Source organism: Mycobacterium sp. NGS66, assembly GCF_059812225.1.
Genome location: NZ_JCALCG010000003.1, coordinates 20,683 through 42,170 on the forward strand (window position 1 = coordinate 20,683; position 21,488 = coordinate 42,170).

24 protein-coding genes and 1 pseudogene are annotated in these 21,488 nt (G+C 65.7%); 16 read left to right on the forward strand and 9 right to left on the reverse strand.

All coding sequences use genetic code 11. The features are described 5' to 3' along the window. The first annotated feature begins 8 nt into the window (after positions 1-8). Genes rplF through rplO form a run of 5 tightly spaced genes read left to right on the forward strand, consistent with a single transcriptional unit; the run spans position 9 to position 2,259 of the window. Positions 9-548, forward strand: a complete 540-nt coding sequence (rplF, locus tag AC5Y2L_RS07860) for a 50S ribosomal protein L6 (protein WP_499933805.1) — start codon at positions 9-11, stop codon at positions 546-548. A 2-nt stretch (positions 549-550) separates the two neighbouring features. Further along, on the forward strand, positions 551-919 hold the full coding sequence (rplR, locus tag AC5Y2L_RS07865; RefSeq protein WP_499933803.1) for a 50S ribosomal protein L18: 369 nt from the start codon (positions 551-553) through the stop codon (positions 917-919). A 37-nt stretch (positions 920-956) separates the two neighbouring features. Continuing rightward, positions 957-1,631: a 30S ribosomal protein S5 gene (rpsE, locus tag AC5Y2L_RS07870; protein WP_499933802.1), complete on the forward strand. Its 675-nt coding sequence runs from the start codon at positions 957-959 to the stop codon at positions 1,629-1,631. After that, positions 1,628-1,822 carry a 50S ribosomal protein L30 gene (gene rpmD, locus AC5Y2L_RS07875; RefSeq protein WP_499933800.1) on the forward strand — a complete coding sequence of 65 codons (195 nt, stop codon included), beginning with the start codon at positions 1,628-1,630 and terminating at the stop codon, positions 1,820-1,822. The genes rpsE and rpmD overlap by 4 nt, the downstream gene beginning before the upstream one ends. Next, positions 1,819-2,259, forward strand: coding sequence for a 50S ribosomal protein L15 (rplO, locus tag AC5Y2L_RS07880; RefSeq protein WP_499933799.1), 441 nt, complete (start codon positions 1,819-1,821; stop codon positions 2,257-2,259). Before rpmD ends, rplO begins: the two co-directional genes overlap by 4 nt. A 4-nt stretch (positions 2,260-2,263) precedes the next feature. On the opposite strand, the gene AC5Y2L_RS07885 is transcribed toward rplO, so the two are convergent. Continuing rightward, on the reverse strand, positions 2,264-3,190 hold the full coding sequence (locus tag AC5Y2L_RS07885) for an LLM class flavin-dependent oxidoreductase (RefSeq protein ID WP_499933797.1): 927 nt from the start codon (positions 3,188-3,190) through the stop codon (positions 2,264-2,266). Between the two features lie 93 nt (positions 3,191-3,283). Between AC5Y2L_RS07885 and sppA the strand changes: the two genes are divergently transcribed. Next, positions 3,284-5,005: a signal peptide peptidase SppA gene (gene sppA / locus AC5Y2L_RS07890; protein ID WP_499933914.1), complete on the forward strand. Its 1,722-nt coding sequence runs from the start codon at positions 3,284-3,286 to the stop codon at positions 5,003-5,005. Here sppA and AC5Y2L_RS07895 read toward each other — a convergent pair. The 3 genes and pseudogenes from AC5Y2L_RS07895 to AC5Y2L_RS07905 all read right to left on the reverse strand — a co-directional run. Beyond that, positions 5,002-5,913 (reverse strand): class I SAM-dependent methyltransferase, encoded by a 912-nt coding sequence (locus AC5Y2L_RS07895; RefSeq protein WP_499933796.1) that lies wholly within the window; start codon positions 5,911-5,913, stop codon positions 5,002-5,004. The two genes, sppA and AC5Y2L_RS07895, sit on opposite strands and share 4 nt — an antisense overlap. Before the next feature lie 9 nt (positions 5,914-5,922). Further along, on the reverse strand, positions 5,923-6,831 hold the full coding sequence (locus AC5Y2L_RS07900) for a class I SAM-dependent methyltransferase (RefSeq protein WP_499933913.1): 909 nt from the start codon (positions 6,829-6,831) through the stop codon (positions 5,923-5,925). Beyond that, positions 6,832-7,773, reverse strand: a pseudogene (locus AC5Y2L_RS07905) (class I SAM-dependent methyltransferase); the annotation flags it as partial. A 99-nt stretch (positions 7,774-7,872) separates the two neighbouring features. Here AC5Y2L_RS07905 and AC5Y2L_RS07910 point away from each other — a divergent pair. Genes AC5Y2L_RS07910 through AC5Y2L_RS07920 form a run of 3 tightly spaced genes read left to right on the forward strand, consistent with a single transcriptional unit; the run spans position 7,873 to position 10,156 of the window. After that, complete coding sequence (locus tag AC5Y2L_RS07910; protein WP_499933795.1) at positions 7,873-8,649, forward strand: SDR family NAD(P)-dependent oxidoreductase; 777 nt, start codon at positions 7,873-7,875, stop codon at positions 8,647-8,649. After that, positions 8,646-9,878: a zinc-dependent alcohol dehydrogenase gene (locus AC5Y2L_RS07915; RefSeq protein WP_499933793.1), complete on the forward strand. Its 1,233-nt coding sequence runs from the start codon at positions 8,646-8,648 to the stop codon at positions 9,876-9,878. Before AC5Y2L_RS07910 ends, AC5Y2L_RS07915 begins: the two co-directional genes overlap by 4 nt. A gap of 23 nt (positions 9,879-9,901) precedes the next feature. Continuing rightward, positions 9,902-10,156 carry a ribbon-helix-helix protein, CopG family gene (locus AC5Y2L_RS07920; RefSeq protein ID WP_499933792.1) on the forward strand — a complete coding sequence of 85 codons (255 nt, stop codon included), beginning with the start codon at positions 9,902-9,904 and terminating at the stop codon, positions 10,154-10,156. On the opposite strand, the gene AC5Y2L_RS07925 is transcribed toward AC5Y2L_RS07920, so the two are convergent. After that, entirely contained in the window at positions 10,153-10,800 is a 648-nt protein-coding gene (locus AC5Y2L_RS07925; RefSeq protein WP_499933790.1) for a class I SAM-dependent methyltransferase, read from the reverse strand. The two genes, AC5Y2L_RS07920 and AC5Y2L_RS07925, sit on opposite strands and share 4 nt — an antisense overlap. A 79-nt stretch (positions 10,801-10,879) precedes the next feature. On the opposite strand from AC5Y2L_RS07925, the gene AC5Y2L_RS07930 reads away from it, so the two are divergent. Then, positions 10,880-11,740 (forward strand): helix-turn-helix transcriptional regulator, encoded by an 861-nt coding sequence (locus AC5Y2L_RS07930; protein WP_499933789.1) that lies wholly within the window; start codon positions 10,880-10,882, stop codon positions 11,738-11,740. Here AC5Y2L_RS07930 and AC5Y2L_RS07935 read toward each other — a convergent pair. Further along, positions 11,737-12,777, reverse strand: coding sequence for an NAD(P)H-dependent amine dehydrogenase family protein (locus AC5Y2L_RS07935; RefSeq protein ID WP_499933787.1), 1,041 nt, complete (start codon positions 12,775-12,777; stop codon positions 11,737-11,739). The genes AC5Y2L_RS07930 and AC5Y2L_RS07935 overlap by 4 nt on opposite strands. Positions 12,778-12,867: 90 nt before the next feature. Here AC5Y2L_RS07935 and AC5Y2L_RS07940 point away from each other — a divergent pair, with 90 nt between their 5' ends. Next, positions 12,868-13,431 (forward strand): TetR/AcrR family transcriptional regulator, encoded by a 564-nt coding sequence (locus tag AC5Y2L_RS07940; protein ID WP_499933785.1) that lies wholly within the window; start codon positions 12,868-12,870, stop codon positions 13,429-13,431. Next, positions 13,428-14,669: a cytochrome P450 gene (locus AC5Y2L_RS07945; RefSeq protein ID WP_499933784.1), complete on the forward strand. Its 1,242-nt coding sequence runs from the start codon at positions 13,428-13,430 to the stop codon at positions 14,667-14,669. The genes AC5Y2L_RS07940 and AC5Y2L_RS07945 overlap by 4 nt, the downstream gene beginning before the upstream one ends. Here AC5Y2L_RS07945 and AC5Y2L_RS07950 read toward each other — a convergent pair. Beyond that, positions 14,649-14,993 (reverse strand): MBL fold metallo-hydrolase, encoded by a 345-nt coding sequence (locus AC5Y2L_RS07950; RefSeq protein ID WP_499933783.1) that lies wholly within the window; start codon positions 14,991-14,993, stop codon positions 14,649-14,651. The two genes, AC5Y2L_RS07945 and AC5Y2L_RS07950, sit on opposite strands and share 21 nt — an antisense overlap. 70 nt (positions 14,994-15,063) lie before the next feature. On the opposite strand from AC5Y2L_RS07950, the gene AC5Y2L_RS07955 reads away from it, so the two are divergent. Beyond that, on the forward strand, positions 15,064-15,810 hold the full coding sequence (locus tag AC5Y2L_RS07955) for an NYN domain-containing protein (protein WP_499933781.1): 747 nt from the start codon (positions 15,064-15,066) through the stop codon (positions 15,808-15,810). A 115-nt stretch (positions 15,811-15,925) separates the two neighbouring features. Here AC5Y2L_RS07955 and AC5Y2L_RS07960 read toward each other — a convergent pair whose 3' ends face one another. Both AC5Y2L_RS07960 and AC5Y2L_RS07965 read right to left on the reverse strand, forming a co-directional pair. Next, the gene (locus tag AC5Y2L_RS07960; RefSeq protein ID WP_499933780.1) at positions 15,926-16,576 is read right to left on the reverse strand and encodes an L-fuculose-phosphate aldolase; all 651 of its coding nucleotides are present in this window, start codon (positions 16,574-16,576) and stop codon (positions 15,926-15,928) included. Next, positions 16,573-17,553, reverse strand: coding sequence for an NAD(P)-dependent oxidoreductase (locus tag AC5Y2L_RS07965; RefSeq protein WP_499933779.1), 981 nt, complete (start codon positions 17,551-17,553; stop codon positions 16,573-16,575). The genes AC5Y2L_RS07960 and AC5Y2L_RS07965 overlap by 4 nt, the downstream gene beginning before the upstream one ends. Before the next feature lie 30 nt (positions 17,554-17,583). Between AC5Y2L_RS07965 and AC5Y2L_RS07970 the strand changes: the two genes are divergently transcribed. The 3 genes from AC5Y2L_RS07970 to AC5Y2L_RS07980 are packed head-to-tail and all read left to right on the forward strand — an operon-like array spanning position 17,584 to position 21,488. Continuing rightward, the gene (locus tag AC5Y2L_RS07970; protein WP_499933778.1) at positions 17,584-18,936 is read left to right on the forward strand and encodes a xylulokinase; all 1,353 of its coding nucleotides are present in this window, start codon (positions 17,584-17,586) and stop codon (positions 18,934-18,936) included. Between the two features lie 34 nt (positions 18,937-18,970). Then, entirely contained in the window at positions 18,971-19,636 is a 666-nt protein-coding gene (locus tag AC5Y2L_RS07975) for a GNAT family N-acetyltransferase (protein WP_499933777.1), read from the forward strand. Between the two features lie 46 nt (positions 19,637-19,682). Continuing rightward, complete coding sequence (locus AC5Y2L_RS07980) at positions 19,683-21,488, forward strand: peroxidase family protein (RefSeq protein ID WP_499933776.1); 1,806 nt, start codon at positions 19,683-19,685, stop codon at positions 21,486-21,488.

The window sequence follows — 21,488 nt, forward strand, 5'->3', positions numbered from 1 at the left end:
GAGTAAGCATGTCGCGCATTGGTAAGCAGCCGATTCCGGTCCCGAGCGGAGTCGACGTCACGATCGACGGCCAGAAGGTGTCGGTGAAGGGGCCCAAGGGCAGCCTGGATCTGACTGTCGCCGAGCCAATCACGGTGGCGCGCAACGACGATGGCGCGATCGTGGTTTCCCGGCCCAACGACGAACGGCGCAGCCGGTCATTGCACGGGCTGTCGCGCACCCTGGTGTCCAATCTGGTCACCGGTGTGACGGAGGGCTACACCACCAAGATGGAGATCTTCGGCGTCGGATACCGCGTCCAGCTCAAGGGCAACAACCTCGAGTTCGCTTTGGGCTACAGCCATCCCGTCGTGATCGAGGCCCCCGAGGGCATCACCTTCGCGGTGCAGACGCCGACGAAGTTTTCGGTCTCCGGCATCGACAAGCAGAAGGTCGGCCAGATCTCGGCGAACATCCGCCGACTGCGCCGCCCCGACCCGTACAAGGGCAAGGGCGTGCGCTACGAGGGCGAGCAGATCCGCCGCAAGGTCGGAAAGACAGGTAAGTGATCATGGCGCAATCGGTTTCGGCAACCCGGCGGGCTTCGCGGCTGCGTAGGCACGCACGGCTGCGCAAGAAAGTCTCGGGTACCGCAGAGCGTCCGCGGCTGGTGGTGCACCGGTCGGCGCGCCACATCCACGTGCAATTGGTGAACGACCTCAACGGCACCACGTTGGCCGCGGCGTCGTCGATCGAGGCTGACGTGCGCGGCGTGGAAGGCGACAAGAAGGCACACAGCGTGCGGGTCGGTCAATTGATCGCCGAGCGCGCCAAGGCTGCCGGCATCGAAGCGGTGGTGTTCGACCGTGGCGGCTACACCTACGGCGGACGGATCGCGGCGCTGGCCGATGCCGCGCGCGAGAACGGATTGCGATTCTGATGAACGACACAGGCTTGATGAACGAAAGGACCGCATAATGGCGGAGCAGTCGGCAGGCGCCGGAGACACCCGCGCCGACAGCCGGGATTCGCGCGACGGCCGTGATTCGCGCGGCCGGCGCGACGGCGGCGGGGGCCGCGGGGGCCGCGATCGGGACGGCGACAAGAGCAACTATCTCGAGCGAGTCGTCGCCATCAACCGCGTCTCCAAGGTGGTCAAGGGTGGTCGTCGGTTCAGCTTCACCGCATTGGTCATCGTGGGTGACGGCAACGGCATGGTGGGCGTCGGCTACGGCAAGGCCAAGGAAGTTCCGGCCGCGATCGCCAAGGGCGTCGAGGAGGCCCGCAAGGGCTTCTTCCGGGTGCCGCTGATCGGCGGCACCATCACTCACCCGGTGCAGGGTGAGGCGGCCGCGGGTGTGGTGCTGCTGCGTCCGGCCAGCCCCGGTACCGGTGTGATCGCCGGCGGCGCAGCGCGTGCGGTGCTGGAATGCGCTGGGGTGCATGACATTCTGGCCAAGTCGTTGGGCAGCGACAACGCGATCAACGTGGTGCACGCCACCGTGGCCGCGCTCAAGCTGCTGCAGCGTCCCGAGGAGGTGGCCGCTCGTCGCGGACTGCCGATCGAAGACGTCGCTCCGGCCGGGATGCTCAAGGCGCGCAGGGAAAGCGAAGCGCTGGCCGCCACTGCAACTCGAGAGACACAGCCATGAGCCAACTGAAAATCACCCAGGTGCGCAGCACCATCGGCGCGCGCTGGAAGCAGCGTGAGAGCCTGCGCACGCTGGGCCTGCGACGGATTCGGCATTCGGTGATCCGCGAGGACAACCCACAGACCCGCGGACTGATCGCGGTGGTGCGACACCTCGTCGAGGTGGAGCCGGCCGGAGGTGACGCCACATGACACTCAAGCTGCACGACCTGAAGCCCGCCCGGGGCGCGAAGACCGCCCGTACCCGCGTCGGCCGCGGCGACGGCTCGAAAGGCAAGACCGCGGGTCGCGGCACCAAGGGCACCAAGGCCCGCAAGAACGTGCCGGTGACCTTCGAGGGTGGCCAGATGCCGATTCACATGCGGCTGCCCAAGCTGAAGGGATTCCGCAACCGGTTCCGCACCGAGTACGAGATCGTCAACGTCGGCGACATCAACCGGCTATTCCCGGACGGCGGCAGCGTCGGGGTCGACGACCTGGTGGCCAAGGGTGCCGTGCGGAAGAACTCTTTGGTGAAGGTCCTGGGCGACGGGAAGCTCACGGTGAAGGTGGACCTGTCGGCGCACAAGTTCAGCGCCAGCGCGCGGGAGAAGGTCACCGCAGCCGGCGGCTCGGTCACCGAGCTCTAGCCGGCTAACCTAGCCGCGGAATCACCTCGGCGGCAAGGCGTTCCATTTGTTCACGGTTCTCCGCGACGTCGGGGCCGACGGGATTGAGCAGCAGCATCTGGGCGCCGGCGTCGATCACCTGCGCGAGCCCCCGAACCACGTCCTCGGGCGTGCCGGACACGGGCACCGCATCGATGCCGGACATCGGGCCGTAGATGCGGCGCAGGCCGGCCAGCACCTGCTCGCGGGCCCGGTCGGCATTGTCATCGACCGTCAGATACACCCGTTTGCCAATGGTGAACCGGGCTGGGTCCTTTCCCTGTTCGGCAAGCTCCCGTCGCACTATGGCGACGGCGTCGGCAAAGGCGTCGGTGGTCGACGAACCGGCGCCCAGGAATGCATCGCCATGACGCACCGCGCGGGCCAACGCCTTTGGCGCGTTGCCGCCGAACCAGATCGGCGGGTGTGGTCGTTGCGCCGGTTTCGGCTGGACGGGTAGATCGTCGACGTCCCTGAACCGGCCATGAAAAGTCACCTTGGGCTGGTCTGACCAAGCCGCCTTCATCAACTCCAGGCCCTCGGTGAAATAGCTTATGTAGCTGGACTTCTCGACACCGAAGGCGGCGAATTTGCGTGTACCGCCACCGGAGCCGACGCCGATGTCCAGCCGTCCGTGGCTGAGCCGGTCGACGGCGGTCGCGGCCGACGCCAACTGCAGCGGGTCATGCAGCGACGTCACCAGGACGGCGACGCCCAGCCGCAGTCGCTCGGTGCAGGCCGCACAGTAGGCCAGCAGCTCCATCGGCGCCAGCAACGGCGCCGGCCCGATAACCTGCTCGAGCACCCAGCCGCCTTCGAACCCGAGCTCTTCGGCGCGCGCCAGATACGCTCGTAGCCCCGCGGCGTCGAACTCGTCGTAGTCGAACTGGGGGATCGCGATGGAAAACCTCACGTGACCACCGTACGGCCGGCCACGCACATGGTGGCGACCCGCAGCGCCCGGCTGCGCCGCGCTTGCGATCGCCACGTCGGTAGGCTGCTGAACATGTTCGCCTTCCTGCCTTTCCCCGGTGTCGACGAGGTGCGTGCGCTGGCCCACCGCGTCGATACCGCCCGCCACCACGGCGTGCCCAACGGCTGCGTGCTCGAGTTCGATTTGCGCTCCGCGCCGCCGGAGACGACGGGCTTCGACCCGCTGGCCCTCATCACCGGCAGCGGCCGGCCGATGGCGTTGCGCGACGCAGTCGCCGCGATTCACCGCGCGGCCAAGGATCCACGGGTTGCCGGGCTGATTGCCCGCGTGCAGCTTGCGGCGTCGCCACCGGCAGCGGTTCAGGAGTTGCGTGAGGCAATCGCCGCCTTCAGCGCCATCAAGCCGTCAGTGGCGTGGGCCGAGACTTACCCGGGCACGCTGTCCTATTATCTGGCTTCGGCATTCGGCGAGGTGTGGATGCAGCCTTCGGGCAATCTCGCACTGGTCGGCTTCGCCACCAACGCGATGTTCTTGCGCGACGCGTTGGACAAAGCCGGTATCAAGGCCCAAATCGTCGCTCGCGGTGAATACAAGTCGCGGGCAAGTCTTTTCACCGAGAGCGGCTTCACCGATGCGCACCGTGAGGCCGTCACGAGGATGCTGGAGAGCCTGCGCAGCCAGGTGTGGCAGGCGATCGCCGAATCACGCAACATCAATACCGACGCGCTTGACGCGCTGGCCGACCGGGCACCGCTGTTGCGGGACGACGCGCTCGCATCCGGTCTGGTCGATCGGATCGGGTTCCGCGACCAAGCCTATGCGCGGATAGCGGACCTGGTTGAGTTCGAAGGTGATGTGGATACCCTGCCGCGGCTGTATCTTTCGCGCTACGCGGGTGCGGCCCAGCTACGGCTGGCCCCGATCGGGCTGCCGATCCCCGGCCGACGGCCCCAGCCCACGATCGCCGTCGTCACCGTCGCGGGGCAGATTGTCGACGGCCGCGGTGGGTCCCCGTTCTCGCCGTTCGGCAATGTTTCCGCCGGCGCGGACACGATATCCGCGGCACTGCGCGAGGTGGCCGCCGACGATGCGGTGTCCGCCGTTGTGTTACGGGTCGACAGTCCCGGAGGTTCGGTCACCGCGGCGGAGACCATCTGGCGCGAGGTGGTCAGGGTGCGCGAGCGCGGCAAACCAGTGGTGGTGTCGATGGGCTCCGTGGCGGCCTCCGGCGGCTACTACATCTCGATGCCCGCCGATGCGATTGTGGCCAATCCAGGGACGATCACCGGTTCGATCGGGGTGATCGCCGGCAAGCTGGTGGTACGAGACCTCAAGGACCGACTCGGAATCGGGTCAGATACCGTGCGTACCAACGCCAATGCCGATGCCTGGTCGAACGACGCGCCGTTCACGCCCGAACAGCAAGCTCAACTGGTCGCCGAGGCGGACCTGTGTTACGCCGACTTCGTGCAACGGGTCGCCGAGGGCCGCAATATGAGTGTCGAAGACGTGGAAGCCGTTGCGCGAGGACGGATCTGGACCGGCGCCGACGCCCATGAGCGCGGTCTCGTCGACGAACTCGGCGGGCTGAGGACCGCGGTGCGCCGCGCCAAGGCGCTGATCGATCTGGATGAGGACGCCGAGGCTCGCATCGTCAGCTACCCTGGCTCGTCGTGGCTCGACTTGGTCCGGCCTCGTTCCTCGTCGCAACCGGCGGCGGCGCTGTATGAGGCGCTCGGCTTGCTGTCGAGCCGATCGGTTGCCGCGCTGTGGCTGGGAGACTCGCGGTTCTAGCCGCCCAGGGCGCCGCTGATGAAGATGATTTCGCCCAGTGGGTCGTCATCCTCGGGGGCGGGCACGTCTAAACCGTTGCGTACGAACAGCTCTGACCGCGTCACCCCGTCGACCCGCCACCCGTTGGCCGTCAGGTAGTCCAGGACGTGGTTGCGTTCGCCGGTGTAGACCAGCGACGCCATGTCGATGTCGATGCCGTGGTCCCGCAGCGGATTCGGCATGTCCTGCGCCCTGACATCCAAATCCACTATGCCGGGCACGAATTCGGTGGCGATGGTGCTGCCGGGAACGCTGAGCGCGGTGATGTTGTCGAACAACCGGTCTTGGGCCTCCGGCGGCAGGTAGATCAACAGGCCTTCGGCCAGCCACGCTGTCGGCGCTGACGGATCCAGCCCGGCGGCCTTCAGCGCCGCGGGCCAGTCGGCGCGCAAGTCGATCGGGACGGTGCGCCGGGTGGCCGTGGGTTCGGCACCGATTTCGCTCAAAGCGGTTGTCTTGAAGTCGATCACCTGGGGCTGGTCGATTTCGTAGACCACTGTCCCGGTTGGCCAAGGCAGCCGATAGGCGCGGGAATCGAGCCCGGACGCGAGGATCACCACTTGCCGTACCCCAGCGCTGGTGGCGTCGATGAAGTAGTCGTCGAAGTACTTGGTGCGCAACGCCATCCCGTCCACCATGGCCTGGGCGCGCGCGGGCGAAAAGTTCTCGACCGCCGTGAGGTCGAGTTCGCCGTCCATCATCTTGGTAAAGAAGTCCAGGCCGACGGCTCGCACCAGCGGTTCGGCGAACGGGTCGTTGATCAGACCCCGCGGATCCTTGGTCGCCATGGCGCGGGCGGCCGCAACCAGGGTTGCGGTCGCGCCGACGCTGGACGCCAAATCCCAGTTGTCGTCGTGAGCGCGTGGCATGGCCAAACCCTACCTAAGGGTGGCGACGACGTAGCTGCCGTTCCTGAAGGCCGCCGCCATTTCGTGATCCGGGAACTCAAAACCATTGTCCTCGTACATTTCCGGGACGGGACGGGCGTTGACGTCCCAGCCGTGCGTGCTGAGGTAATCGATGACGGTGTTGCGTTCGCCGTCGTACATCAGCTCGGACATGTCGATCCCGACGCCCAGGCGCTTCCAGCGGTCGGAGAGCTGCTGCGCGCGCTCACTGAAGAACCGCTGGGGGTCGGGGAGGTGCTCGGTGGCGACTTGGCTGCCGGGTGCGCTGAGGGCGGTGATGTTGTCGAACAGCCGATCCTGAGCTTCCGGCGGCAGGTACACCAACAGGCCCTCGGCCGACCACGCGGTCGGTTGGGTGACGTCAAAACCGTGCTCCCGCAACGCCGTCGGCCAGTCGTCACGCAGGTCCACGCCGATCGGCCGGCGTTCGGCCGTCGGATCGGCTCCGAGATCGGCCAGGGTGCGGGTCTTGAAGTCGATGACCTGGGGCTGATCGATCTCGTAGACCACCATGCCGTCTGGCCAGTGCAGCCGGTAAGCCCGGGTGTCGAGCCCGGAGGCCAGGATCACGGCCTGGCGGATGCCCGCTGCGGCGGCCGAGGTGAAGAAGTCGTCGAAGAACCTGGTGCGGACCGTGATCTGCTCGTTCATCGCCTGGCGGGTGAACAGCGGGTCGTCGTCGATGGTCAGCTCGCCGTCGATCATCCGGATGAACGGGTCCACGCCGACCGCCCGCACGAGCGGGTCGGCCAGCGGGTCGTCGAGCAACGCGTCGGGTCCTTGGGAGGCCAGGGCGCGCGAGACGGCGACCATGGTCGCGGTGGCTCCCACGCTGGACTCCGGACCCCAGCTGTCGCCGTCGGTGCGTCCCCTGTTCAGCGTGGCGCTGACGTAGAACAGGTCGGCCCGGGGCATGTCGTCGTCCTCGACGGGTGGAAGTCCATTGGCTACCAACAGGTCCCGGGCATTGACGGTGGTCAGCTGCCAACCATGGTCGGCAAGATACGGGGCCGCCTCGTTGCGGTCGCCGAAGTAGACGAGCCCGGTCATGTCGATGTCGAAGCCATGCGCCCGCCACCGCTCGGAGATGGTCCGCATACGCTCTTTCATCTTCTCCTGATCGGCCGGGTCGACGTTGCTGAGGCTCTCGGTGGCGAATCGGCTGCCCGGCGCACTGAGCTCGGTGACGGTGTCCAGCAGCCGGTCCTGCGCCTCGGGCGGCAGGTAGCCCAGCAGCCCTTCGGCGCTCCATGCGGTCGGTTGCGACGCGTCGAAACCGGCCGCGCGCAAGGCGGCGGCCCAGTCGTCGCGCAGGTCGACGGCCACCGCCCGCCGGTCGGCGGTCGGCGCTGCGCCCAGTTCTGCGAGGGTGCGGGATTTGAACTCGATGACCTGTGGCTGGTCGATCTCGTACACCACCGTCCCGGCCGGCCAGGGCAACCGGTAGGCGCGCGAATCCAGACCGGAGGCCAGGATGACCACTTGCCTGATCCCGGCATTGGTGGCGTCGACGAAGAAGTCGTCGAAGAACTTGGTACGCACGGCCATGTTGTCGGCCATCCGGGCCATCGCGCCGGCAGAGCGGCCCGGGTGGTCCTTGTCGTCCAGCTCGGCCGGGTCCACTTCGCCGGTGGCCAGGCGACTCAGCAGGTCCACTCCGACGGCCCGGACCAGCGGCTCGGCGAATGGATCGTTGATCAGCGGGTTCTCGGCGCGAGTCGCCATCGCGCGAGCGGCGGCGACCATCGTCGCCGTCACCCCGACGCTGGATGCCAGGTCCCAGGTGTCTCCGTCGTACCTGGTGTGGCCGGTGGACGTCATAAGTTGCCCCCAAATAAGCACGGTTGATACTTAGCCAATATAACAAACAGGCGGGCCAAAAGGTTCCCGCGAACTTGACGCAGGAGGCAACCTGGAGCGATGGCATACTCGGCCGCCGGCAAGCGGGTGCTCATCACCGGTGCCTCGTCGGGCTTAGGTGCGGCGCTGGCGAGGCAGCTGGCCGCGCAGGGTGCGGTGGTGGGGTTGGTCGCCCGTCGGCGCGATCGGTTGGGCGAGGTGCTGGCCGACTGCCGGCAGGCTTCGCACGCTTCGGAGATGTGGGTGGCCGATCTGGCCGACACCGATGCATTGAACGAGTTGGCGCTGGGCGCTTGGGATGTGCTCGGCGGTATCGATGTTCTGATCAACAACGCGGCAATACCCAAGCGTCGCCCGGTGAGCCAGTTGACGCCCGCCGAGGTGGAGGCGGTGATGCGGGTGAATTTCTTCGCCCCGATGCGGCTGACTCTCGCTTTACTGCCGCGGATGCTGGAGCGCGGGTCGGGCATGATCGTCAACGTGTCGAGTGTCGGCGGCCGGTTGGGCATCATCCATGAATCCGCCTACTGTGCAAGCAAATTCGCGCTGTGCGGATGGAGTGAGGCGATGGCCGTCGACTTGCACGGCACCGGGGTGGTGGTGAAACTGATCGAGCCAGGGCCGGTCGACACCGAAATCTGGGACCAACGGGGCAACGAGGAACCCCTTTACCAGGGACCCAAGGTGGCGGCCGGCGAAGTGGCCGAAGGCATTATCGCCGCCCTGGGCAATGACGGGTTCGAGCACTACGTCCCGGATATGAAAGCGGTGGTCGACGCCAAGAATGCGGACCTCGATGCGTTCATCGCCGGTGCTGCCCTGATGGCGCCGCGATGAAGGCGCTGGTTTACGGCGTACCCCCGGAGCCGTTCGAGGTGCCCGCAAACGCCAACCTGCTGACCCAGAACCTCGCCCGCACCCCGACGGCGCTGCGCGAGGTACCGGAACCCAAGCTGCTGCACCGGGATTGGGTGATCACCCGGCCGCGGCTCACCGGTATCTGCGGTTCGGACTCTAAGCAGATCCTGATGGATTTCGGCGAGGCCGACGTCGACAACGCGTTGGCTGCATTCTGTTCCTTTCCGCAAGTCATGGGTCACGAGGTGGTCGCCGACGTGGTGGCGGTGGGGCCGGCGGCGCGTGGGTTGCAGGTTGGGCAGCGGGTGGTGCTCAACCCGTGGCTGTCGTGTGGGCCGCGTGGCATCGAACCTCTTTGTCCCGCATGCCAAACCGGCGACTACAGCCTGTGCTGGAGCTTTACCGACGGCGACATCAAGCCGGGCATCCACACCGGCGTGTCGGCGGACGTGACCGGTGGCTACGCCGAGTTGATGCCCGCGCACGACAGCATGCTGTTCCCCGTGCCGGATTCGGTGTCCGACGAACTGGCCGTGTTCGCCGACCCGTTCTCGGTGTCGCTGCACGCGATCACCCGCCACCCGCCGCCTCGCTCCGGGCGGGTCCTGGTGTACGGGGCGGGCTCGCTCGGGCTGTGCGCGGTGGCGATCCTGCGGGCGCTCTTTCCCGATGTGGCGGTGGCGGTGGTGGCGCGGTTCGCCGCCCAGGCCGAGCTGGCCCGCCGGTTCGGCGCCGAGAAGGTACTGGCGCATGAGCCGCGGCTGGGCGTCATCGAGGAACTCGTCGCCTGGGGCGGGGGCCGGCTGCGCCAGCCGCTGCAGGGTCTGCCGATGGCCTATCCCGGCGCGGTGGACGTCGTCTACGACACGGTCGGCAAGCCGGAGACGTTCGAGGTCGGTGTGCGGGTGCTGGTTTCGCGGGGGACGCTGGTGAAGGCTGGTGTCCACGCACCCGGCCGGTGGGAGTGGAGCCCGTTGTACTTCAAGGAGATCAGCTGGGTCGGCTCGAACGCCTTCGGGTATGAAGAGGTCGAGGGTGAGCACAAGCACGCCATCGCGCACTACCTGGATCTGGTGGTCGCGGGCCGAATCGAATTGCGGCCCATGCTGACTCACATCTTTCGGCTGGAGCAGTGGCGCGACGCGTTCTTGGCGATTGCCAATCAGGGTGAGAGCGGGGCCGTCAAGGTGGCCTTCGATCAGCGCTGAGCGGATGGACCTATCATGCATCCATGCGCACGACGGTGGAGATTACCGACGAACAGTATCGTGCATTGACTGCGATTGCCCGGCGTCGGGGATTACGTGGCTACTCTGCACTCATCCAGGAGGCATTGGATGGGTATCTGGCGAACGTGAACGTCGACGACGTCGACTTGCTGCTAGCACTCGAGGGCATGCTTACCGACTCGGATGCGCACGAGATGCGTTCTCGCATCGACGATGTAAAAGCGACGTGGCGGTCTCGTAGTCGTCCACGCCACTAGGCCGGGCGCGTCGCGCGGTAGTAGGTGAGGCGGCCCACCAGGCGTTGCCGGTGCGTCGCGACCTCGCTGCAGTCAAACCCTGCGGCCTGCAGTAGCCGCGGAATCGCGTCGCCCAGGTTGCCGGCCACGTAGTGGCTGCGCATCATGCGCCGGGCCAGCAGGCCGTCATGGTCGGTCATCTCGCCGCCGACATCGACCAGGTGCAGCCGACCGCCGGGGCGTAGGACTCGAAACACTTCCGCCGCTGCGGCGGTTTTCGCGTCGTCGTCCAGGTGGTGCAACATCATGGACGACAGCACCCGATCGAACTCGCCGTCGGCGTAGGGGAGCCGTTGCGCGTAAGCGTGCTCGAAGCGAACGCCGTTGAGTCCGCGTGTCTTTCGCTGTGCGCGTTGTAGTGCCTTCGGGTCGGGATCGCAGCCGACCACTTCGACCGCGGGGTGAGCGCGCTTGGCCCGGACGCTGAGGTTGCCAGTGCCGCAGCCGATCTCGAGCACGCGCTCGCAGCCACCGAGCTCGGCCTGCTCGATCAGCGTGTGGTAAACCCGGCCCATGCCATACAGGCGGGCCATCAGGTCGTAGGCCGGTAGCAGCGCGTCGTTACCGGCAGCGGGGATATAGTCATGTGGACGATGTTTGAGCATGAGATCTATACTGCATTGTTGTACAGGACGGTAATTGGCCGATCTTTGCTTAAAGTAGGACTATTTTTGGTGAAGAGGCATGACGCAGGCAACTCGGCTCAGCAGCCACCGCGATGGTTTCCCCGTCTACCGATACCGGACCGGTCCAGACACCTCTCCGGTATCGGTGCAACGGCGCGTCCGCGACGATGTGAGCGAGATTGGACCGCACATCCACGATTTCCCGGCCCTGTGGTACTTACCCTCGGATGGCACGGTGTTCGTGGCGGCCGCCGGCGAGGTTATCGATCCGCGACAGGTACAGCGCCCGGATGACGGAGTGGCGGTGTTGTTCGATCCCGCCGCGCTCGGCGAGGACGGGCGATCTCCGTGGCCGGCCTGGCGGTCCCACCCGTTGCTGTTCCCCTTCCTGCACGGCCAGTCGGGCGGGCTGCTGCGGCTGGAAGTCCCTGCTGACCGACAAGCGTTCTGGGACACTGCGATTGAGTCGATTGAGATGGAGCTGACCGCGAGGCAGGAGGGCTATCGGCAGGCAGCGCTGGCGTACTTGACGCTGTTGCTCATCGACCTGGCGCGCCTGGCCCGCGACGTGGTGGCCGATTTGCGGCGCAGCGGCGAACCGTTGTTGGCCGACGTGTTCGCGGTGATAGACGCCCGTCACGCCGAACCGCTGTCGCTGCGCGACGTGGCCAGTGAACTGGGCATGACGCCGGGACATCTCACTACCGTCGTTCGTCGCCGCACCGGACGCACCGTGCAGGAGTGGATCATCGAACGCCGCATGGCCGAAGCGCGCGAATTGCTAAGCGGGACAGACCTGCCAATCGCACAGGTCGCCCGTCGGGTAGGGATATCCGACCCCGGCTATTTCAGTCGGCTCTTCACCAGAACGCATGGTGTCTCACCGCGCAATTGGCGCGAACGACCGGACCCGCATTAGTCCAGCGCGCCCCGGGATCCGGTCACTGGCAGTTCGATTGGCGTCATGACGCCGGGTTGCGCGTCGCACACGAACGGAATGGCGTTGACCGCGGCCACCGCGGTGCTGTCCATCAACACGGTCATGACGTCCTGCCCCGGATGGCCGAACCGGATCATCGCGTCTACCTGGGGCACGCCTTCGATCACCACACTAAAACCCTCAGGATCGCGCCACTGGGGATCGAGCGCGTCGCCGCTCATGGTCCAGCAGATGGCCAGCTCGACAATTGTGCGACCGTTTCGCAGACCGCGATACGTGCGGCGTTGACCTCCGACGGTTCCGGCCGCGTATTCCACCCAATCCAGCTTCAGATCCCGAGTCAGCAGCGCAATTTCGACGAATGCTTCCTTCGAGTCGAGTTCGGCGCCAAGCATGCGGGCGACCATGTCCAGCGTCTCGAAGTAGCCGAGACCGTAGCGGAGGGTTTTCGGTTCCAGGCGTATCAAGCGTTGCCGCGGTTGCTTGCCGAAGCCGAGCACCCTCCAGACTTCCGGTACGCGATAGGTGCTGCAGTCCAAGGTCTCTACGAGTTTTACGTGCTGAACCCGTCGGCACGCACCGGTGAGGAAGCCGGCGACGACGTTGATGAAGCCTGGCTCGAACCCGGTTCCCAGAAATGTCGCGCGTCCGTGTTGCGCCGCCTCCGCGAGCGCCGCGCTTTCGGCGGGGTGATGGGTGCCAGTCAGGAAGTCGCCGGTGGTGACCACGTTGATCCCACGACTCAACATTCTGGCCACCAGATCGAAGTCGATGAGACGCGGCATGTAATTCACGCAGTCCGGCGCAAGCCCGAGCAGTGCGTCGACGTCGTTAGTCGCGTGAACGCCCATCGGGGAGCGGCCGGCGAGGACGCCCGCGTCACATCCCACCTTGTCCGAGCCGAACGCATGCACGCCGACTACCTCGAAGTCCTCGCGGTCCAGCAAGATGCCGAGCGCACGGCTGCCGATGTTGCCGGTCGACCACTGGACAACTCGATACCGTGCGTCGGCCATGACTCACCGTAACCGTTGACAACCGACTTGAACGCTGTTCTAATCTGAATACTGTTCGAATTCGATTGCTGTTCGGAAGCGGGTGCGCGTGTGGAGACCGTGGCTGGCGCGCCGGTGCTGCGGTATGGCGCACTGGACCGAGTCCATCTGACCAAGCACCTACTGCAGCTGGCGAAACGAGTGGGCGTCAATCGAGTCACAATGCGCGAGCTGGCGGCGGAAGCGGGAACGTCGCCGTCCTCGGCCTATTACCACATCCGCGACAAACGCGAACTGCTCGATTTACTCATCGAATCCGTGCTTGCTGAAATCGAGGTGCCGCACGAGGGCGATTGGGAGTCACGGTTGATCGCGCTCTACACCAACGCCTGGAAGGTGCTCCTGGAAGTGCCCGGAATCGCGGTGCTGCTTCAGGAACACCCGCATACCACTGCGGCCACCGAAATGGATCGCGCCTCCCGCGCGATCCTGCGCGACTCCGGCTTGCGCAAAGCGCATTTCGAAGCAGCACATGCCGCGCTGTACATACATCTGCTCGGCTCGGTGCAGCTCTCACACCTACGGCACGCTGACAAGCCGAACTACCCGTCGTTCCTGTACGGCTTGCGCCTGATCATCAGCGGTCTGCGCCACGACATCGAGGGTTCGCTATGACATACACCGCGGTCGACCTCGCAGAGCCAGCGCTTTGGGCATCGCGCTTTCCCGAGGAGCTGTTCGCTGAACTGCGCGCGCGCACGCCGGTATTCCATCAGCAACTCACCGACGACGTGAAGTTGGCCGTGGGCCGCGAGTTCTGGGTGTGCACCAAGCATGCCGACGTCGCGCGGGTTCACCGCGATCATGAGACGTTCACCGCGACGGGTGGGCCGCTGATCCAGGAGACACCGCTGTTCGACGCCTATCCGGCCATTGTGAGCCTAGACCCGCCGGAACATACCGTTCGGCGCAAAGTCATCTCGCGCGCTTTCACCCCGCGCGCGGTGGCCAAGCTGGAGAAAGGAATTCGCGATCGGGCCAAGGCGATGGCCGGCGCTCTGCTGGAGTCCGGTGGTGGCGAGTTCGTCGATCTGGCTGCGGGACTGCCGATTTCGGTGATCGGCGACATTGTCGGCATTCCCGAGGTGGACCGGGCACACGTGTTCGGCTTGATCGAAAATGTGTTGAAGACCGCGGGTGCACAGCTGGCTGTGCCCGACGGCGATGAGGTGCTGCCCTTCATCGAATTGTTTCAGTACGCCAGCGCACTGACCGCGCGCAAACGAGAACGTCCCGAGGACGACATCTGGAGTGCGCTGTGCAACTCGCACATCAGCGCCGAATCGGGGGACGATTTCCTATTGCCCTCCAACGAACTTGAGATCTTCTTCTTTGTTCTAGGGTTGGCCGGTGCCGATACCACGCGAAACGCGTTGTGTGACGGCATCAGGGCTTTCGTCGCCAATCCTGACCAGATTGCCGTCTACCGTTCCGACCCAGACGCGCGGCCCACTGCGGTCGAGGAGGTGATCCGTTATTCCACACCGATCATGTTCTGGGTGCGCGGGGCTACCAGAGCGGTGACGCTCGGTGACACGCTCATCCCGGAAGGTGCACGGGTCGTCACCATGTTGCGTTCGGCCAATCGCGATGAAGACGTCTTCGACGATCCGTACCGCTTCGACATTCGCCGTGAGCCCAATCCGCACCAGTCCTTCGGCGGTGGCGGGGCCCACCATTGTCTGGGCGCGATGCTCGCTCGTGCGGAAGTCAGAGCAGCGCTCGACGAAATATTGTTGAACTCCACCGACATTGAAGTCGGAGAGCCGACGATGACGTTGCCCAGCCTGATGAACAACATGACGGTGTACGACTCACTTCCGATTAGTCTTTCAAAGCGGATCGATATGTAGCCACTTGTCGATGTCGAATCGGTCCGCGACGGCGCGGATCTTGCCACCCCCGCGACCCGGATAGTGGGCCGGTATCACCGCGGCCCGGGCCTGCGCGGCCTCGGTGAAGATCCGCCGGCGGGTGATTGCAGCAGCGGTGGCATCCACATCGAAGGCGCAGGGCTGGTCGGGCTCCCGCACCTGCAGCGGGCTGTGGGTGAGGTCGCCGACGAAGGCTGCCGGCTCACCACCCTCCAGCCACAGCGCCGACGAGCCCGTTGTTTGCCCGGGAGCGGGCCGTAGCCGCAGCGACGGGCTGACCTGACAGTCGTCCGGCCATTGCACAAGGACCGACAGTGGCGACAGGAAGCCCGCCATAAACCGGTTGTCGGTGGTTGTCGTTAGGTTTTCTCGTGTGCGGGTAGGCGTGTATATCGACGGGTTCAACCTTTACTACGGTGGCAAGTTCATTTGTGGCGCTAGCACGCCAGGGTGGAGATGGCTCGACTTACGAAAGCTCGCTAACGATTTAATCGCCAAGCATTCACCCTGGACCAACTTCACAGTCGACCGCGTCGTTTACTGCACCGCCCGGATCTCCGGCATCGACAATCCAGTGGGGGCTCAGGAGCAAGATGTCTACCTACGTGCCCTGGCTGCGGCGAGAATCGTTGACCATGTCGAATACGGCAACTACGTGACCCGCACTGCGCGGGCCCCCTTGGCCACACCTGGCAAGCGCAACCGGCCAGTCCTCACCGCCCCGGGCGGGCCGGTCATGATCAAAAACGGTGCTGGCCAAGATGATCCGGATGCCAGGTTCATCGTGTCGGTAGCGCGGCGCGAGGAAAAGGGCTCGGACGTCAACGTCGCCGCTCACTTGTTACTCGATGCTCTCAGGAGACTGCCAGGACGTCAACCGATCGAGGGTGCAGTGGTCGTTAGTAACGACACCGATTTGAAATTCCCCATCGCTCAAGTGCGCCAGCTAATTCCACTCGGGCTGGTCAATCCAACCCGCGGGTACACAGCCGCTACACTTAGCGCACCGGCCAGTGCAGGTGCTGGTAACCATTGGTGGTACCAAATGACCGCCGCCGACTTCTATGCCCATCAGCTCGCCGACCCTATTGCGGGCTTCACGAAACCACCGCCATGGTGACGGCAGCGGCTGCGGGCGAATATGAAAACCCGCCCCCAGAGGGGACGGGCGGTATGCACACAGTGTGCAACATTTATCGCCGCGATGCAATTCCGTTTCACTCGGCCGCCCGACATCAATTCGCGCGTAGATAGCTGTATACACCGGCGAAGTTGCGGTTCACGTCCTCGGGTATGGGCCTTGGACCGCCGAGAGCCCGTGCGCCCCATACGATTTGGGCTGTCCGCTCCACCAGCGCGGTGATGTGCAGGACCTTGTCCGGCCGGGGGCCGACGGCCACCAGGCCGTGGTTGGCGATCAGCGCCGCACCCCGGCCTTCCAGCGCCTTGACCGCGTTGACGCCGACGTCGGGGGTGCCCGAGGCGGCGTATTCGGTGCAGCGCACGTCCCCTCCGCAGTACACCGCGAACTCGTCGATGCATGCCGGGATCGGCTCGTGCGCGATGGCGAACATGGTCGCCCACACGGGGTGGCTGTGGATGACGCTGCCGATGTCGTCGAACGCCTGGTAGCAGGCCAGGTGCAGCTTCATCTCCGTCGACGGCATCCGGCCGTCCTTGGCTTGCAGCACAGCGCCTTCGGGATCGACGACGACGAGGTCGTCGAGTTCCATGTCGGCATAGTCGACCGACGACGGCGTGATGACCAGGTTGCCGTCGGAGCGTCGGGCCGAGATGTTGCCGGCGGTTCCCTCGACCAGCCCACGGCGCAGCATGTCTTTGGCCGCCGCCAGCACCGCCGATTCAGGGTCGTCCACGAATTTCATAACCCCAGCACCTCCGGGTTGACGATGTGGGCCGGCCTACCGCCGGACAGCAACGCTTCCAGGTCGTCGGCGACCATCTGCGCTTGCCGGGCCTCAGTGTTCCATGTGGCTCCGCCGATGTGTGGCGTCAGGACGACGTTCGGCATCCCCACCAGCGGGTGATCGGTCGGCAACCATTCGCCGACGAAGTGGTCCAGGCCGGCCGCGGCGACCTTGCCACCGCGCAGGGCCGCGACGAGTGCGTCGGTGTCGTGCAGTTGTGCCCGCGCGGTGTTGAGGAAGACCACGCCGTCGCGCATGGCCCCAAACTGTTCGGCGCCGATCATCCCGACCGTGTCGTCGGTGACCGGTGCGTGCAATGAAATCACGTCGGCCTCACTCAGCAGCTCCTCGAGGCTGTGCTGGGCTTCGTCGTTGTAGGGGTCGTAGGCGATGACGCGCATGCCCAGCCCGGTCAGCCGCCACCTTAAGGCCCGGCCGACGGCGCCCAGTCCGACCAGGCCGGCCGTGCGCCCGGCGATCTCCCAACCGCGGAAGCGCTGATAGGGAAGAATGCCGTCCCGAAAGATGTTGCCGGACCGCACGTCTGCATCCGCGGTCAGCACGTGACGGGTGGCCGCCAACAACAGCGCCAGCGTCATCTCGGCCACGGCGTCGGCGTTGCGGGCCGGGGTGTTGAGCACCGGAATCTTTGCGGCGGTGGCTCCGGCGATGTCGACGTTGTTGGGATCGCCCCGGGTCGAGGCGATTGCGCGCAAGCGAAGTTCGAACACCGGCCCGGAAACCGAGTCGCTTTCCACCACAACGATTTCGGCGCCTTCGTCAACAATTCGCTGGGCGAGCTGCTCGGCGCCGTAGATCCGCAGCGGTGTCTGATCGATCCACGGGTCGTACACGACGTCGGCCAATTGCCGGAGCTTGTCGAAACCAGGCCCCCGCAGCGGAGCTGTCACCAGAGCGCGTGGTCGAGACGTCATGAATGCCAATGCTGGCGTACGGTGGCGCCCGTGTCACGCGAAGACGTCACAATCGGCATCGACATCGGCACCACCGGGGTCAAAGCGGTTGCCGCCGACGAGGACGGCCACATCAGGGCGCGGGTGCGCATCCCACACCAGCTGCGGGTGCCAGCGCCCGACCTACTGGAGCACGACGCCGACGAGGCCTGGCGGCGAGGACCTTTGGCCGCCCTCGATCAGCTGGCCGGTCGCAACGCGCAAGCGGTGGCCGTCGCGGCAATGGTGCCGTCGATGACCGCCGTCGACTCCACCGGCAGGCCCATCTCACCCGGCCTGCTGTACGGCGACGCCAGGGGACGGGTTGCCAGCACCGAGGAACAGCGGGCCTTGCCGCTGCCGGCGGTGGGGGAGGCCGCCGAGTTCCTGCGCTGGACGGCCGCTCACGTGTCCGACGCGGCCGGGTATTGGCCGGCGGCGGCGGTGGCCAACTACGCCTTGTCCGGTGAGGCGGTGATCGACTCCGCCACCGCGATTACCAGCCTTCCGCTGTTCGACGGGACGGGCTGGAGCCCCGAGGCGTGCGCCGATTGCGGCGCGACGGTGGACCAGATGCCCCGGGTGGAGTCGTTCGGAGTGGCCGCTGGGCAGGTGCATGGCACCGACGCGGTGCTGGCCACCGGCGCGGTCGATGCCCTGTGCGAACAGTTCGTTGCCGGCGCCGACCGAGACGGCGACGTGCTGGTGCTGTGCGGCACCACGCTGATCGTGTGGGCGACGACCTCGGGGACCAGGCGGGTCCCCGGACTGTGGACGATCCCGCACACCGTTGCCGGACTCAGCAAGATCGGGGGAGCCAGTAACGCCGGCGGCCTGTTTCTGGAGTGGGTGAATCGCCTTGTCGCGCCGGGTGATTCGCAGCCTTCGGATCCGCGGCGGGTGCCGGTCTGGTCGCCGTATATCCGCGGTGAGCGCACACCGTTCCATGACCCGAACCGCCGGGCGATGCTGGACGGGTTGGACCTCACCCACGACGCAGCCTCCGTGCGGCGGGCCGCCTATGAGGCTTCCGGTTTCGTGGTCCGGCACCTCATCGAGCTCAGCGGGGCATCAGTGGCTCGCATCGTGGCCGCGGGCGGCGGTAGCCGGGCACTGCCCTGGATGCAGGCCATCGCCGACGCCACCGGTCGGCCGGTGGAGGTGTCCGGGGTGGCCGAGGGAGGAGCACTGGGCGCCGCTTTTCTGGCCCGCATGGCCGTCGGCCTGGAAACGACGATCGCCGACGCCGCGCGCTGGGCGCGAGTCGAGCGTGTCGTCGACCCGCAGCCGTCGTGGGCAGCCGCGGTCGAGGACCGCTATCGGCGGTTTCTCGAACTGAGCGACCAAGCATCTCCCAAAGTCTGACGCGAGAGCCGCCGTCTCGTTCTAGGCTTGGGCGATGACCGATCACGACCGCACCGCCGTCCGTCGCGAGATCGCAGATGCCCTGCTCAAAGCCCTTGAGCGTCGCCATGAGATAGCCGACGTGGTGGTGGAGTCACCGACCAAGGCGGCCGCCGTCGAGGCGATCGTCAAATTGCTCGACACCTCCCACCAGGCCGCCGAAGCGGTGATGAGCATGCGATTCGACCAGCTCACGCAGGATGCGCGCCGCAAGATTCTCAGCGAACTCGAAGACCTGAACAAGCAGCTGAGCTTTGCGATCACCGACCGTCCGGCAAGCTCGGGAGAAAGCCTGGAGTTACGGCCGTTCTCCGCGGACGAGGACCGCGACATCTTTGCCGCGCGCACCGAGGAGATGCACACTGCCGGCGACGGTTCCGGCAGGCCCGCCGGTGATCTCGACGAAGAGATCCGTGCGGCGCTGCGTCGGGTGGAAGCCGAAGAAGCGGCGTGGTTCGTGGCCGTCGACTCCGGCCAGAAGGTTGGGATGGTGTTCGGCGAGCTCGACCACGGCGAGGTGAACGTGCGGATCTGGATTCACCCCGAGCATCGCAAGCGGGGCTACGGCACCGCCGCGCTACGCAAGTCGCGCTCGGAGATGGCCTGGTTCTTCCCCGCTGTGCCGCTGGTGGTCCGCGCGCCGGCGGCTAGCCCCGGCTAGCGCGAAATCCCTTGTGCAGGGCAACTTCTAGGAAACGGTGGTCAAATTGAGTCGTCAATGGTATGAGCATCCGTCGCTGGTTCTGCAACTGCGAGCGCTGGCCGGCCTGCGCGACGACTTGCGCAACCACAACCTGTTCGAAGGCGAGGGCATTCGGCCCAAAGACGACCTCGGCGAACCGACCGAAGAAGTCAAGCGGGCGCGCACTCCGGACGGCACATTCAACGATTTGTCCGATCCGTGGATGGGCTCCAAGGGATCGGGCTTCGGACGCAATGTCCCGCTGGCCAAGACCGTCACCGACACCAAGCGGATCCTCGATCCCGACCCGCGGCTGATCAGCCGGCGCCTGATGGCGCGCGACGAGTTCAAGCCCGCCGGCATCATCAACGCCCTGGCCGCGGCTTGGCTGCAGTTCGAAAACCACAACTGGTTCTTCCACGGTGACGGGGTGCCGGACAAGACGATCGACATCCCGCTCCGCAAAGGTGACGACTTCCCCGAGAACCCGATGCGAATCCGTTGCACCATCCCGACTCACGGGGAAATCCTGGACGGCTGTCCGGCGCCGGTGTTCGGCAACGTCGAAACCCATTGGTGGGACGGGTCGCAGATCTACGGCAGTGGCAAGGAACGCCAAGCGGAAGTGCGCACCTTCGTCGACGGCAAGATCAAGGTCGGCGACGACGGCAGGCTGCCGAAGAGCGATATCCCCGGTATCGACCTGACCGGCATGCGGGAGAACTGGTGGGTCGGTGTGGGCATCCTGCACACCCTGTTCGCCCGCGAGCACAACGCCGTGTGTGACGCCTTGAAAAAGGCGTATCCCAGCTTCGACGATCAGCGCCTGTTCGAGTTGGGTGTGCTGGTGGTCTCGGCGCTGATCGCCAAGATCCACACCATCGAGTGGACGACCTGCGTGCTGCGTCACCCCGCGCTGCAAATCGGGATGAACGCCAACTGGTTCGGGGCTCTCGGCGAGACGTTCAAAGACCGGATCGGCCGGATCGGCGACAGTGAGGCGTTGTCCGGCATCATCGGATCGTCGACCGATCACCACAGTGCACCGTTCTCGCTGACCGAGGAGTTCGTCTCGGTCTACCGCATGCACCCGCTGATTCCCGACGACTGGAACTTCTTCTCGCTCGAGACCGGGGAGCACCTGGAAAAGCGCGACTTCACCGAGCTGCAAGGGCGTTTCACGCGCGACTTCATGGACCGCATGGAGATGGGCGACATGTGGTATTCGTTCGGGCTGGCCAGTGCGGGCGCGGTTTGCCTGCACAACTACCCGAACGCGCTGCGCCGGCTGACCCGCGTCGACGGGCAGATCACGGACCTGGCCACGCTGGACATCGTGCGCGACCGGGAACGGGGCGTGCCGCGTTACAACGACTTCCGCGAAGCTCTGCGGATGCCGCGTCGCAAGACCATCGACGAGATCACCCCCAACAAGGTATGGGCCGCGGAAATCAACGAGATCTACCACGGCGACGTGGATTCCGTCGATCTGCAGATCGGCATGCAGGCCGAGCAGCCACCGAAGGGATTCGGCTTCTCCGACACCGCATTTCGCATCTTTATCCTGATGGCGTCGCGGCGGCTGAAGAGCGACCGGTTCTTCACCAACGACTTCCGCCCCGAGGTTTACACCCAGACCGGATACGACTGGGTGAACCATACGACCATGAAAGATGTGCTGTTGCGCCATTATCCGGAGCTGGAGCCGGTGATCGGCGATGTGGAGCGGATCTTTGCGCCGTGGCCGAAGCTGGGTGCAGCCGTGGAGGGCAAGAAGCATCCCGTGCTGCGTGTCGCCGACTCCGTCCGTGCCTACCTGCCCTGGGGGTAA